Origin of the sequence: Nonomuraea polychroma (genome assembly GCF_004011505.1) — a bacterium.
GTDB classification, from domain to species: Bacteria; Actinomycetota; Actinomycetes; order Streptosporangiales; family Streptosporangiaceae; genus Nonomuraea; species Nonomuraea polychroma.
The window spans coordinates 10,669,162-10,682,023 of record NZ_SAUN01000001.1 but is presented as its reverse complement, the minus strand read 5'-3'; the positions used below and the strand labels follow the sequence as shown (position 1 = coordinate 10,682,023).

The 12,862-nt window shown below is 68.9% G+C and carries 13 protein-coding genes; 7 read left to right on the top strand and 6 right to left on the bottom strand.

The window, feature by feature from the left end; translation table 11 throughout:
- Positions 1 to 143 precede the first annotated feature (143 nt).
- Positions 144 to 1,535 (top strand): peptide ligase PGM1-related protein, encoded by a 1,392-nt coding sequence (locus EDD27_RS49920; RefSeq protein WP_241564662.1) that lies wholly within the window; start codon positions 144 to 146, stop codon positions 1,533 to 1,535.
- Here the strand turns inward: EDD27_RS49920 and EDD27_RS49915 are convergent.
- A complete protein-coding gene (locus EDD27_RS49915; protein ID WP_127939731.1) occupies positions 1,507 to 1,716 on the bottom strand; it encodes an SCO4848 family membrane protein in 210 nt (69 codons plus the stop codon). The genes EDD27_RS49920 and EDD27_RS49915 overlap by 29 nt on opposite strands.
- An 83-nt stretch (positions 1,717 to 1,799) precedes the next feature.
- Here EDD27_RS49915 and EDD27_RS49910 point away from each other — a divergent pair, with 83 nt between their 5' ends.
- On the top strand, positions 1,800 to 2,921 hold the full coding sequence (locus EDD27_RS49910) for a D-alanyl-D-alanine carboxypeptidase family protein (RefSeq protein ID WP_127939730.1): 1,122 nt from the start codon (positions 1,800 to 1,802) through the stop codon (positions 2,919 to 2,921).
- Here the strand turns inward: EDD27_RS49910 and EDD27_RS49905 are convergent.
- Both EDD27_RS49905 and EDD27_RS49900 read right to left on the bottom strand, forming a co-directional pair.
- Positions 2,910 to 3,836 (bottom strand): YihY/virulence factor BrkB family protein, encoded by a 927-nt coding sequence (locus EDD27_RS49905; RefSeq protein ID WP_127939729.1) that lies wholly within the window; start codon positions 3,834 to 3,836, stop codon positions 2,910 to 2,912. The two genes, EDD27_RS49910 and EDD27_RS49905, sit on opposite strands and share 12 nt — an antisense overlap.
- 14 nt (positions 3,837 to 3,850) lie before the next feature.
- Entirely contained in the window at positions 3,851 to 5,116 is a 1,266-nt protein-coding gene (locus tag EDD27_RS49900; protein ID WP_127939728.1) for an amidohydrolase family protein, read from the bottom strand.
- A 61-nt stretch (positions 5,117 to 5,177) separates the two neighbouring features.
- Here EDD27_RS49900 and EDD27_RS49895 point away from each other — a divergent pair, with 61 nt between their 5' ends.
- Positions 5,178 to 5,684: a MarR family winged helix-turn-helix transcriptional regulator gene (locus EDD27_RS49895; protein WP_127939727.1), complete on the top strand. Its 507-nt coding sequence runs from the start codon at positions 5,178 to 5,180 to the stop codon at positions 5,682 to 5,684.
- Here EDD27_RS49895 and EDD27_RS49890 read toward each other — a convergent pair.
- A complete protein-coding gene (locus EDD27_RS49890; protein WP_127939726.1) occupies positions 5,681 to 6,544 on the bottom strand; it encodes a haloalkane dehalogenase in 864 nt (287 codons plus the stop codon). The two genes, EDD27_RS49895 and EDD27_RS49890, sit on opposite strands and share 4 nt — an antisense overlap.
- A gap of 89 nt (positions 6,545 to 6,633) precedes the next feature.
- Between EDD27_RS49890 and EDD27_RS49885 the strand changes: the two genes are divergently transcribed.
- From EDD27_RS49885 to EDD27_RS49875, 3 genes are all read left to right on the top strand, one after another.
- Positions 6,634 to 7,092 carry a MarR family winged helix-turn-helix transcriptional regulator gene (locus EDD27_RS49885; RefSeq protein WP_127939725.1) on the top strand — a complete coding sequence of 153 codons (459 nt, stop codon included), beginning with the start codon at positions 6,634 to 6,636 and terminating at the stop codon, positions 7,090 to 7,092.
- A 442-nt stretch (positions 7,093 to 7,534) separates the two neighbouring features.
- Positions 7,535 to 8,725 carry a helix-turn-helix domain-containing protein gene (locus EDD27_RS49880; protein WP_127939724.1) on the top strand — a complete coding sequence of 397 codons (1,191 nt, stop codon included), beginning with the start codon at positions 7,535 to 7,537 and terminating at the stop codon, positions 8,723 to 8,725.
- A gap of 405 nt (positions 8,726 to 9,130) precedes the next feature.
- Entirely contained in the window at positions 9,131 to 9,352 is a 222-nt protein-coding gene (locus EDD27_RS49875; protein ID WP_127939723.1) for a hypothetical protein, read from the top strand.
- A gap of 98 nt (positions 9,353 to 9,450) precedes the next feature.
- Here the strand turns inward: EDD27_RS49875 and trpS are convergent, their stop codons facing one another.
- The gene (trpS, locus tag EDD27_RS49870; protein ID WP_206642013.1) at positions 9,451 to 10,455 is read right to left on the bottom strand and encodes a tryptophan--tRNA ligase; all 1,005 of its coding nucleotides are present in this window, start codon (positions 10,453 to 10,455) and stop codon (positions 9,451 to 9,453) included.
- 14 nt (positions 10,456 to 10,469) lie between these two features.
- Positions 10,470 to 11,783 (bottom strand): hemolysin family protein, encoded by a 1,314-nt coding sequence (locus EDD27_RS49865; RefSeq protein ID WP_127939721.1) that lies wholly within the window; start codon positions 11,781 to 11,783, stop codon positions 10,470 to 10,472.
- 86 nt (positions 11,784 to 11,869) lie between these two features.
- Between EDD27_RS49865 and galE the strand changes: the two genes are divergently transcribed.
- Positions 11,870 to 12,817, top strand: a complete 948-nt coding sequence (gene galE, locus EDD27_RS49860) for a UDP-glucose 4-epimerase GalE (protein WP_127939720.1) — start codon at positions 11,870 to 11,872, stop codon at positions 12,815 to 12,817.
- Positions 12,818 to 12,862: the final 45 nt, after the last annotated feature.

The window sequence follows — 12,862 nt, the reverse complement described above, 5'->3', positions numbered from 1 at the left end:
TAGTCACAAGGGATCATTAGATGGTGACCCGATGTCGCCGGTTCCAAACGTGGTCGGCGATTCCGAATCCTGTCACCTTCTGTCATGGTCATCACACTTCGACGGTGGCTGCATTTGAGAAGAATGCGTGTTTCACTCGCAATATGATCACTAATATCCCGTTCGGGGAGAAGTATGCTGGGTTGAGCATCTTCGAGCCGAGTGAGGGGACCCTGGTGGTCGTACCCTCGCTCTCCCTTCCGCAGGATGAGCTCCGCCGCATCACGGCGGCCCGGTCCTACGAGGAGCGCCTGCTCTTCCTCCTGCTGACGCTCCGGGAACCCGGGGTAAAGGTGGTCTACCTCTCCTCCGCGCCCATCGATCCCGACATCATTGACTATTACTTCGCGTTCCTGCCCGATCCGGATGACGCCGCCAAGCGGCTCACGCTGATCACGCTCGACGACCCCTGGTCTCAGCCGTTGACCAGGAGCCTGCTCGACCGCCCCGACGTGATCGAACAGCTGCGGTCGGAGATCGAGGGTGACGCGTGGATCGTGCCGTTCGTCCTGAGCGAGCTCGAAGAGGAGCTCGCATCGTTACTCAACGTGCCCCTCTACGGTCCGGCCACGTCTTTCGCCTATTACGGCTCCAAGAGCGGCGCCCGCGAGATGGGCCACGAGGCCGGGGTGCCGATGGCGCGCGGGTTCGGCGACCTGCGCACCGCGCTCGAGATCGAGGAGGCGATCGAGGCTCTGCCGGGCGAGCGGGTGATCGTCAAGCTGAACGACGCCTACTCCGGGCTCGGCAACGCGATCGTCACCAAGGCCGACAGGTCGCTGACCAGCTTCGCGATGGCAGGCGAAAGCTGGGAGACGTTCAGCGTGAAGATCAGGGATCGCGGTGCCGTGGTCGAGGAGTACATCGAGCACCGGCCGCTCTACCACCCCAGCGCGCTGGCCTGCATCACACCGGGCGGCCAGGCGCGGGTGCTGGCCACGCACGACCAGGTGCTCGGCGGCGCCAACGGCCACGTCTACCAGGGCTGCACGTTCCCCGCCGCGCCCGAGTACCGCGCCGAGGTGGGCGCCTCGGCCGAGCGGATCGCGCGCGTGCTGGCCGAGCGGGGCGTGGTGGGGGTCTTCGGGATGGACTTCTTCGCGCTGAAGGCGGACGCCGGGTACGCGGCGCTGCTGTGTGAGATCAATCTGCGCATCGGCGGCACCACGCACCCGTTCGGCGCCGCCATGCTGACGACCGGGGCGGCGTACGATCCCGCGACCGGCCTGCTCATGGCCGGCGACCAGCCGAAGTACTACACCGCGACCGACAACTGCGCCGCCTCCTGCCTGCGCGGACGCACCCCCGGCGAGGTCATGCGCACGGCGGATCGGCTCGGCATCGGATTCGACGCCGAGCGGCGCACCGGCAACGTGTTCCATCTGCTCGGGGCCATACCCGAGCACGGGAAGCTGGGCTTCACCTCGATAGGCGACTCGCGAGATGAGGCCGACGAGCTGCACGCTCTTACCCGGCGTCTCCTCTGCGGTTCCTGAGTCCCCGCCAGCCGATGGCGACCAGCACGATGGCGAGGATAATGTTCACCGCGATCAAGATGCCGTGGACGACATAGAAGCTGGTTTCATGCCCATCTTGCAGGTTAAACCCGAGATTCACCCACTCGAAGACCATGAACGCGCCGAGCGCGATCAGGAATCCGGCGATCTTTCGTGACATGCGTGCCTCTCTGGTATCGATGGTGGATCTTTGGGGCATGTGTCGCCACATGGGCATTCATACGAAGCTACGCTGAGACCGCCATGTGGACAAAAATCGTGCCGGTGATGGCACTCGTCGCCTCGGTCTCGCTCACCGGTGGGACCGCATATGCCACACCGACGACACCCGTCGGTGGCGAGGCGCTGGGCAGCCGCGGCCTGGTGGCGCCCCAAGGCGTCAAGAAGCCGCCCAAGACCAAGGCTACTTCGTACGTGATCGCGGACGCGGGAACGGGCAACGTGCTCGCGGCGAAGGACGCCCACGGGCGTTACCTGCCGGCCAGCACGCTGAAGACGCTGACCGCGCTCACGCTCATCCCCAAGCTGGACAAGAACCGCCGGATCCGGCCCAGCCAGAACGCCTGCAACCAGGAGGGCAGCGCGGTCGGCCTGACGCCCAAGACGACGTACAAGGTCGAGGACCTGTTCAGGGCGTTGATGATGTCCTCGGGGAACGACGCGGCCATGGCTCTGGCCGAGACGAACGGCGGCCTCGCCAAGACCATGGCGGACATGAACGCCGAGGCCAAGCGGCTGCAGGCGTACGACACCGTGGCCAAGACCCCGAGCGGCCTGGACAAGCCCGGCCAGAGCAGCTCGGCCTATGACCTGGCGCTCATCGCCCGTGCCGGCCTGGCCAACCCCGACTTCGTCCGCTACATCAGCACGAAGGTCGCGAACTTCCCGGCGCCCAAGGGCAAGCACTACCAGATCAGCAACCACAACAAGCTGCTCTGGCGCTACAACGGCATGGTCGGCGTCAAGAACGGCTGGACCACGAAGGCGCAGGCCAGCTTCGTCGGCGCGGCCACCCGCGGCGGCCACACGATCGTGGTGAGCATCATGCGGCACGAGGGCGGCTTCTGGGACGAGGTGGCCGCGCTGCTCGACTGGGGTTTCTCGGTCAGGGGCAAGGCCGCGCCGGTCGGCCGGCTGGTCGACCCGCTCCCCGCCGGGCTGCCCGCGCCGCAGCAGCAGGTATCCGCGCCCGCCACCGCGACGGTCACCCCGGCCCAGCAGCCGCCGCTGCTGGACACGGCCGCCCGGAACCAGGACGGCTCCACCAAGGCGATCGGGTCGGTGGTGATCGGCGGCGGGCTGCTGTTCGGGCTGATCTACCTCTGGTACGGCATCCGCCGCAAACGCACCAGATCACGCTTCTGACGTCGGCGGCGGCGTCGGGGACGGCGGCGGGCAGAGCCCGGCCGTCGCCGTCCACGCGGCGACATAGAGCACGAGCCTGGCAGAGAAGTTGATCCAGACCAGCAGGCCCACGATGACGGCGAACGTGCCGTAGACCGGGTTGCCGAGGGTCTGCCCCAGCAGCAGCGTGGCGAGTTGCTTGAGCAGGCCGAAGCCGATCGCGCCGAGCAACGCGCCCCTGGCGATCACCCGGAACGGCCGGGTCGGCCTGGCCACCCAGCCCAGCAGGATCAGGAACAACAACCAGTCGGCGCCCACGCTCACCGCCACCCCGGCCAGCCGCAGCCCGGTGGTGGCCAGTGCGGACTCGCTGCCGAACAGGAATTCCAGCACGTTGTCCGTGGCCGTGGTGGCGAACCCGACCACCAGCACCGACGAGATCATCGTCAGGCCGATCATGACGAGCGAGGCCAGATCGCGGAGCTTGCCGAGGAAGAAGTTGAGCGGCGGCTCGGTGGTCATGGACATCTCGCGCAGCGCCCCGCGCAGCGCGTCCAGCGCGCCGAGCCCGGCGTAGAGGAGGCCGAGCAGGCCGATGATCCCGGCGGCCTCCTTGGCCTTGGCGATGGCATCGAGGTCCAGCTGCGCGGCGATCCCCGGCAGCCGCTCGACGATCGCCACCTCCAGCGCCTCCCTGGTCGTCTCGCTGGTCGCCACCACGATCCCGAGCACCGCGTACGACAGCGCCACCAACGGGAAGAACGACAGGAACGCGAAGTAGGTGACCGCGCCCGCCAGCCGGTCGCCGTACTGCAGCCGGTAGCGGTGCACGGCTCTGATGAGATGGTCGAACGACAGCCTGCGGACCCGCCAGTCGTCCACCTTGCCACGGCCCCAGGCCTTGGCCTCCCCGATCCTCTCCTTCAGGCCCGCCATCACGCCCTACCTGTTCATGGCCTCACTACGGCGTCGGCGGACTCCTGCAGGGAAGCGAGCACCGCCGATAGGTCGTGGTGGAGCAACTGCCCATCTCGCTTGACGACACGCCCCGCGACCAGCACTGTGTCCACGCAGCTGGTGTCGGCGTTCAACACTACGGCGCCGATCGGGTCGTGGGCGGCGGCCATGCCCAGCCGGTCCGTGCGCAACAACACCAGGTCCGCCTGCTTGCCGGGCCTCAGCGAACCGATCACCTCGTCCATGCCCAGCACCTGGGCGCCCTCGATGGTGGCCATGCGCAGCGCGTCGCGGGTGGTGAAGCCGAGGCCGGCGCCGTCGGGGCGGCCGCGTTCGAGCAGGTGGATCGTCCGCATGAGGGAGAACATGTCGCCGGGCGAGCAGACCACGGTGTCGGCGCCGAGCCCGGTCGGTACGCCTGCCGCCCTGGCCCGGCCGGCGGCCGGGTAACCTATCCCCAGGTTCATCTCGTCCACCGGCGCGAGTGAGACGCTGCCGCCGCTGCCGGCGATGCGCTTGAACTCCCCATCGGTGTAGTGCAGTGCGTGCACGAAGGTCGTGGGGGTGTCGAGCAGACCGTTCGCCTCCAGGAATGCCAGCCCGGCGCTCTCCGGGTTGTGGCCGAGGTGACAGGTGACCGGCAGGTCGAGCTCCCGTGCCAGCCGCCATTCCGCGAGCGCGCGCTCCTCCCCCGCGATCTCCGGCCCCAGGGCGGCGAGGGCCATCGTGACCAGGCCGTCCGGCAGCAGGCCGCGGACCCGCCGGGTCTCGCTCTCGAGGCCGCCCGGCTCGCCACCGTGGCAGTAGCCGAACACGGCCCTGATCCCTGACTCCCGCAGTGCCTGGATGGCCGCGTCGGTGTGGCCGGGGGTCAGCTGGATGTGCGACCAGTCGAGCAGCGTGGTGATGCCGGCGTCGAGGCACTCCAGCGCGCCCCCGAGGTTGCCGGCGTAGACGTCCTCCGCGCGGTGGCGGGGCGCGAGCTCGCCGACGACGCGCCGCAGGTAGCCGGGGAAGTCGACGTCTGGTGCGGCCGCCCTGATGGCGGCCTGCCAGGTGTGCCGGTGGGTGTCGACGAAGCCGGGGAGCACGATCCGCCCGGTCGCGTCGATCACCTCCGCGCCCGGGACGTCGGGCAGGCCGAGGCCCACCTCGGCGATGGCGCCGCCCTCGATCCGCACATCGGCGTGGCCGAGGACGACCGGCTCCGGCTCGGTGTCGATGACGACGCCGTTCTTGATCAACACGGTAGTTGTCATGGCCGAAAGCTTAATAAGAAGCTTTTAGAAAAGCAATCTCGGGCTAGGTATCCTCGATGGCGTGAAACCAGATGAGATCGACGCGCTGACAGCCCTCTGGAAGGAGACGGGCATGTCGTCGTCGCTCATCGCCACGCTCGAGCTCGGCAAGCGCATCTCCCGGCTGCACCTGCTGTTCGAGCAGGCGGTCAAGGCGGAGCTGGCCGAGCTGGGGCTGACCTACGCCGAGTTCGACGTGCTGATGGCGCTGAGGCGGGCGGCGCCGCCGCACCGGATGAAGCCGAGCGAGTTGTCGAAGGGGCTGCTCCTCACCTCGGGGGGCATCAGCAACGTGCTGCAGCGGCTGACGGCGGCGGGATACGTGGAGCGCGAGGCCAACCAGGGGGACGCGCGCAGCCGGTGGGTGCAGCTGACCGACAAGGGCCGGCGCGTGGCCGAGGCGGGCTTGGAGGCCTCGTCACGGGCGTACACAGAGGTGACGGCCGGGATCCCGGAGGAGACGGTGCGGCGGGCGGCCGACGCGCTCCGCGAGGTCCTGGCCCCGATGAGCCGCCGCCGCTACCGCTAGCCCAGCTCGTGCCGGGCGGCCCAGGCCGAGACGGCTGCCGCGATGGCCTCGGGCTGATCCTCCGTCGCGTGGTGCCCGGCGGGACCGACGTGCTCGCTCTCCAAGGCGGCGATGTTCTCCGCGCACCAGGCGGCCATCGGCTCCGTGATCAGCAGCGTCGGCGAGGAGTCGAAGGTGAGCAGCAACTTGGGCACGTCGGCGCTGGCCCCCAGCCACTTGACGTAGCCGTCGATCCGCTCGGCCACGTCGGCCGGCTCGCCGTCGAGCGGCAGCGAACGAGCCCACTCCAGCAACGGCCGCCGGCTCTCGCGCGTCGGGTACGGCGCCAGGTAGGGCTCCTTCTCCTCATTACTCAAGGGCGTGAGCACGCCTCCCGTGAACGCGGTGTCCACGAGGAAGTTCTGATCGAGCACCAGCGACTCCCCCTCGGGGCCGCGGATGGCCTCGGCACGGGCACGCGGCCCCTCACCGAGCTCGTCCCAGCTCATCCCGCGCAGGATGGTCTCGAAGAACGCCACACCCCGCACGCGATCCGGGTGGCGGGACGCCCAGTCGAAGGCGAGCGAGCCGCCCCAGTCGTGTCCGACGAGCACCACCTGGGACAGGTTGAGCGCGTCGAACCAGGCCTCGAGATAGCAGGCATGGTCGGCGAACCGGTACGGGATGTCGGGCTTGCCCGATCGGCCCATGCCGATGAGGTCCGGGGCCAGCAGGCGGCGTCCGGCCCCGGCGACCCCGGGCAGGACCTTGCGCCAGGCACGAGAGGAGGCGGGGTTGCCGTGGAGGAAGACGAAGGGCACACCGTCGCCCGAGTCCTCGTAGGAGATGGTCGAGTCGAGCACATCGATCGTCTTGGACATGACGCCTCTTTCGTTCGTGTGACTAACGTTTATGGCACTAACGAAAATACATCGTTAGTGCCACTAACGCAAGGAGTATGATCGCCGGCATGACCTGGCACGCCATGGACGACCACCACCCCTCCGCCCGGCTGCGGCGCCTGCCCAGCCGCATGTTGTCGATGGTCGCGATGCAGGCCGACCGGTTGGTGAGCGAAGGGCTGGCCCGCGTGGACGCCCGCAAGTGGCACTACGCGACGCTCGTGGCGCTGAACGAGGCCGGGCCGGCCAGCCAGGCGGAGCTGAGCAAGCGCACCGGCATCTACCGCAGCGACCTCGTCGCGGTCATCAACGAGCTGGCCGAGCGCGGCTTCGTCGAGCGCGCGCCCGACCCCTACGACCGCCGCCGCAACGTCGTCACCGTGACCGAGGCGGGCCGCCGGCATCTGCGCCTGCTCGACAAGCTCATCACCGAGCTGCAGGACGACGTTCTCGAGCCCTTGACACAACCGGAACGCGAGCAGCTGACCGACCTCCTGGCCCGCATTTTGGAGCATCATTCGCGTTAGCGGTCTGGAGCCCTAGCGTCTACGGCTCTCTGTGTTTACCTGCGTAAAGCGGACATCAGCGTGACCTCCTCGCATGCCGACCGAGGCCGGGAAGCGAGCCGGTGGAAGCCGATGCCGCGTCCGTCCGGCAAGCCGGGCGGACCATGGCTGAGAACCGCATTATCGGGGCCTGACTCCGCAGTCCTGGAGGGAGTGCGGCTCTTGGGCCACCGCCCCGCCGGACGCCGTCCCGTTGGCGCGGACGCCAACGAGGGCGGGGACCGGGCGCCAGTCAGGCACCCGGCCGTGACTCAACATTACCATTCAATTACGTTGAGTCACAATCGATTGATCCAGAACACCAACCACAGCTCTACGGGCAACCACTACGTTCGCATAGCGAGCGCCAGCAACAGTTCATACTCTGTGGGGTGTTCAACCGAGCCAGGAGGCGCCCACCCCCATGACCGAAATAAGCACCGGGCAGATGGTCAGACTCCAGCGCGAGCGACGAGGCATGAGCACCACCGCGCTGGCGACCCAAGCCGGATGCACCCCCCGGCACATCGAGCTGATCGAGCACGGCAAACGCACCCCCTCACTGCCGCTCCTGCGGGAGATCGCCAAAGTGCTGGGCGTACGCACCGCCGTGCTGCTGGGTGAAACCCCGCGCGACTCACACGAGCCCAGCCGGCCGCAGATCAGCGACATCGAGCGGGCGTTGTTCACCTGCCGCTCGTCGGCGCCCGACCTCGAGCCGCCGGACGCCGAGCAGCTGTCGGAGCGGGTGGCGGCGGCCCGTAACTCCTGGTTCACCTCGGCGCGCCGCTACTCGATCCTGATGGCGGCGCTGCCGTCCCTGGTGGCCGACGCCGAGAGCCTGGCGGCCGAGCGCACGCCGCGGTCCAGCAGCGTGGCGGCGGACGCCTACCTCCTGGCCAGGGGCGTGCTCAAGCACCTGCGGCGGGTGGACCTCGCGCATCTCGCGGCGGACCGGGCCATGCGCTTCGCCGAGGAGTCCGAGGACCCGCTGATGATCGCGTGGGCGTACTGGAGCCTCGGGCAGTCGATGTTGTCGGACGACATGCACCAGATCGCGTACGAGGTCGCGCGGCGCGGCATCGAGCTCATCGAGCCGCACGTCGCGAACGGCGACCAGCGCCACGTCAAGGCGCTCGGCGCGTTGCACCTGCTCGCCGCCGTCGGCGAGGCCCGCGCGGGCGACGACGACCGGGCCAGGGAGCGGCTACGCGGGCCCGCGGCACAACTCGCCGAACGGGTGCGGGACCCGGCGGACGTCTATGACCTGGCCTTCTTCGGGCCCGCCAACGTGGCCATCCACATGGCCGGCATCGAGAGCGACGTCGGCCGGCCCGAAGACGTGCTGCGGATCGCCGACGACATCGACCTGCGCGACACCCCCTCCATCGAGCGGCGCGCCACCCATCTCGGCCACGTCGCCCGCGCCTGCGAGGACCTGGGCGACGACGCCGCCAGCCTGCTCCACCTGCTGAGGATCGAGCGCGAGTGCCCTGAGGAGCTCGACCACAAGCTGCTGCTGAGAGAGATGGTCCGATCGCTGGCACGGCGGGCACGGCCGTCGTGGGCGCCGGAGGTCCGCTATCTCGCCGAACGCCACGGCATCCTGAACTGAGAGTTCGGACTTTGCGAACTGGAAGATCTGTCGCTCGAGTTCGTCACGGACCGACACTTCAATGACACGCTGCGTTCATGACCACAGCGCCGAGTGCCGATCTCGTCATGGAACGACTGCAACAGGAAGCCGTGCGGGAGTTTCCCGGGTGGGCCTTCGAACGGGATCGTTCCGGCTGGACCGCCGTTCACGGCGACATCCGGTACACCAGGCCGACCCTGGCCGCCCTTCGTGCGATTCTGCGCGTCCACCGGGCGACACGGCGTCGCTAAGGGCGGGCCGCGGCGATGCGGGCGCCGATCGCGTCGAGCACCAGGTCGAGGCTTCGGAAGGGCGGCTGGCGCGGGTGGTGGCCGCGGCGCCCGGCAGGCGGGCTCCCACGGGGATGAGGAAGCCGGGATCCGCATGCTGGAGAACGGGCTCGCCCGGCACGCCGACGCACCGGCCGTGCAGCGGGTGCCGGCGCTGGTCTACCTGGCCGAGTTGCGGATGCGCACCGGTGATCGGGATGGGGCGGTGGCGGTGCTGGCCGACGTGGAGGCGATGGAGCTGACGCCGGGCGACCGCGAGGCCCCCGACACCGTCCTCGCCACTGCCGCCGAGCTCACCGCCGACCTCCGCCCCTGATCCCGGCCACCCGCCCTTGCAGAGGACCCGGCCGGCCGGGTCCTGCTCGGACCGGACACCCCAGGCCATCGCCTGGCCGGCCGCGGCGGGTCCAGGCGTCAGAGCTTGGGGAGGAAGCCGATGCGGTCGCGGACCGCGGCCATGGTCTGCCTGGCCACGGCCGAAGCACGCTCCGCCCCCAGGGCCAGCAGCCGGTCCAGCTCCTTCTCGTCCGACAGCAGTTTCTCCGTGCGCTCCCTGATCGGCGTGAAGGTCTCCACGACCGCCTCCGCCACGTCCTTCTTGAACGTGCCGTACCCCTGCCCCGCATAACGGGCGACCAGCTCAGGGATGGGCGTGGCGGTCAGCGCGGACTGGATCCGGAGCAGGTTGGAGATGCCGGGTTTGTTCTCCTCGTCGAACAGGACCTCGGTCCCCGTGTCCGTGACCGCCCGCATGATCTTCTTCCGCAGCGGCCCCGGCTGCTCCAGGACGTCCAGGATCCCGGCCGGGCTCGACGACGACTTCGACATCTTCGACGTCGGGTCCTGCAGGTCGGTGATCTTCTCGACTTCCTTGAGTATGTACGGGTCCGGCAAGGTGAACGTGTCACCGAAACGGTGGTTGAAGCGCTGCCCCAGATCGCGGGTGAGCTCCAGGTGCTGCTTCTGGTCGGCCCCCACCGGCACCGCGTTGGCCTGGTAGAGCAGGATGTCGGCGGCCTGCAGGATCGGGTAGGTGAACAGGCCGACGCTGGCCGCGCTCTCCCCGAACTTGGCGGACTTGTCCTTGAACTGCGTCATCCTGCCCGCCTCGCCCATGCCGGTGAGGCAGATCAGGACCCAGGCGAGCTCGGTGTGCTCGCGTACGTGCGACTGCACGAAGACGGTGGACCGCTCCGGGTCCAGGCCCGCGGCGAAGAGTTGCGCGGCGGCCACGCGGCTGCGGCGGCGCAGGGCGGCGGGCTCGGTCGGCACGGTGATCGCGTGGAGATCGACCACGCAATAGAAGGCGTCGTGGGTCTCCTGCAGGGTGACCCACTGGCGAACGGCACCCAGGTAGTTGCCCAGGTGGAAAGAGTCCGCTGTGGGCTGGATGCCGGAGAGAACACGAGGTCTGGCCATAGCAGGCAATTGTGTCAGGAATCCTGGTCGGGCGGCGACTCGACGACCGGTCGGCGTTTCACCCGCACGCGTGCGACACGGCGGCCGTCGAGCTCGGTGACGGTGAGCTCGAATCCCGGGATCTCCACGCTCTCCCCGAGGATCGGCACGTGACCCAGCATGGCCATGACGAAACCGCCCAGCGTCTCGTAGGGGCCGTCCGACAGCCTGATGCCGGTCTCGGTGGCGAAGTCGTTGAGGTTCGTCAGGCCGTCGATCTCGATCTCGCCGGCGGGCAGGATGACGATGTCCTCCTCGATGTCGTATTCATCCCTGATGTCGCCGATCAGCTCCTCGACCAGGTCCTCCATGGTGACGATGCCGGCGGTGCCGCCGTACTCGTCCACCACGATCGCCAGGTGCTGGCCCTCGTCCCGCATCTCGTTCAGCGTGGTGAGCAGCCGCTTCGAGGCGGGCACGAACTTGGCGGGGCGGATCGGCACGACCGCGCTGATCGGGTCGGTGCGACCGGCCAGCTCGGGGTCGAGGATGTCGCGTACGTGGACGAAGCCGATGACCTCGTCGTACGACTCCCGGTAGACCGGGAAGCGGGAGTGCGGCAGCCTGGCGGCCTCGCGCGCCGCGTCGACCAGCGGCGTGTCGGCCTCCATGAACTCCACTTCCGTACGCGGCAACATCACCTCCCTGAGCTGCCGTTTCCCGGCGGCGAACACCTCGCCGATCAGCTTGCGCTCGTCGGCGGTCAGGTCGGTGTGCCCCACCACCATGTCGCGCAGCTCCTCGGTGGTGACCTCTTCCCTGTCGGCCTTCGGATTGCCGCCGAGCAGCCTGACCACGCCGTCGGTGGACTTCGACAACGTCCAGATGATCGGGCGCGACAGGGTGGCGATCCAGTCCAGGAACGGCGCCACGAACAACGACAGGCCCTCGGCCCGCTGCAGGGCCAGGCGCTTGGGGGCGAGCTCGCCGAGCACGAGCGACACGTACGAGATCGCCAGCGTCACCAGCACCAGGGCCAGCACGGGCGCCACGGCCGCGGGCACGCGCCACGTTTCGAGCGCGGGCACGAGCTGCGCCGCCAGCCGGTCGGCACCGAACGCCGCCGACAACATGGTGGCCACGGTGACGCCGATCTGCACGGCGGACAGGAACCGGTTGGGGTCTTGCGTGAGTCTGGCCACGCGTTCGCCTCGGCGGCCGTGTGCGGCGAGCTTGCGGACCTGGCTCTCCCTGAGGGAGACCATCGCCATTTCGGCCGCGGCGAAGAAGCCCCCGATCAGAATGAAGAGCAGAACCAGGGCGATGTTGGCCGCGACGGTGTCAAACATGGTGGTTGGCAGCGTACTCGTGTGGTTTCCAGCGTATGCTGAACGGCAAGCCGTACAAAATCAAACATATTTGAACAGGAGCCAACATGAGACTGCTGGTCACCGGAGGGGCCGGATACGTCGGCAGCGTCGTCGCGGCGCAGCTGGTCGAGGCGGGACACGAGGTGACCGTGCTCGACGATCTGTCGACCGGGCATGAGGACGCGGTGCCGGAGGGTGCCCGCTTTGTCCAGGGGGACATCGCCGCGGCAGGCGACGCGCTCGACGGCGTGGACGCGGTGCTGCACTTCGCGGCCAAGTCACTGGTGGGCGAGTCGGTGGAGAAGCCGGGGCTCTACTGGGCCAACAACCTTGGGGGCACGCTGGCGCTGCTCGAGGCGATGCGGGACAAGGGCGTAGGCAAGATCGTGTTCTCCTCGACGGCCGCCACGTACGGCGAGCCCGAGCGCTCCCCGATCCAGGAGGACGACCCGACGCGCCCGACCAACCCGTACGGCGCCTCCAAGCTGGCCGTGGACACCGCGTTGAGCGCGTACGCGCGCATCCGCGGGCTGGGCGCGGTGAGCCTGCGCTACTTCAACGTGGCCGGCGCCTACGGCCGCTACCGCGAGCGGCACGCCGTCGAGACCCACCTCATCCCGAACGTGCTGAAGGTCGCCACCGGCGAGCGCGCGTCGGTGAGCGTGTTCGGCACCAACTACCCGACGCCCGACGGGACCTGCGTGCGCGACTACATCCACGTGGCCGACCTGTCGCGGGCGCACCTGCTGGCGCTGGAGGCGATCACGCCGGGCGAGCACAAGATCTACAACCTGGGCAGCGGCACCGGGTTCAGCGTGCAGGAGGTGATCTCGGTCTGCCGCGAGGTCACCGGCCACGCGATTCCCACCGAGATTGGCGAGCGCCGGGCCGGCGACCCCGCCGTGCTGGTGGCCTCGTCCGCGAAGATCCAGCGCGAGCTGGGCTGGAAGGCCGAGCGGCCGGCGCTGCGCGACATCGTCACCGACGCTTGGGACGCACTTTCTGGCAAATAAGCCATATCGCGCCGCAATCTGTGCTGTGATACCGAAACGTGAGGA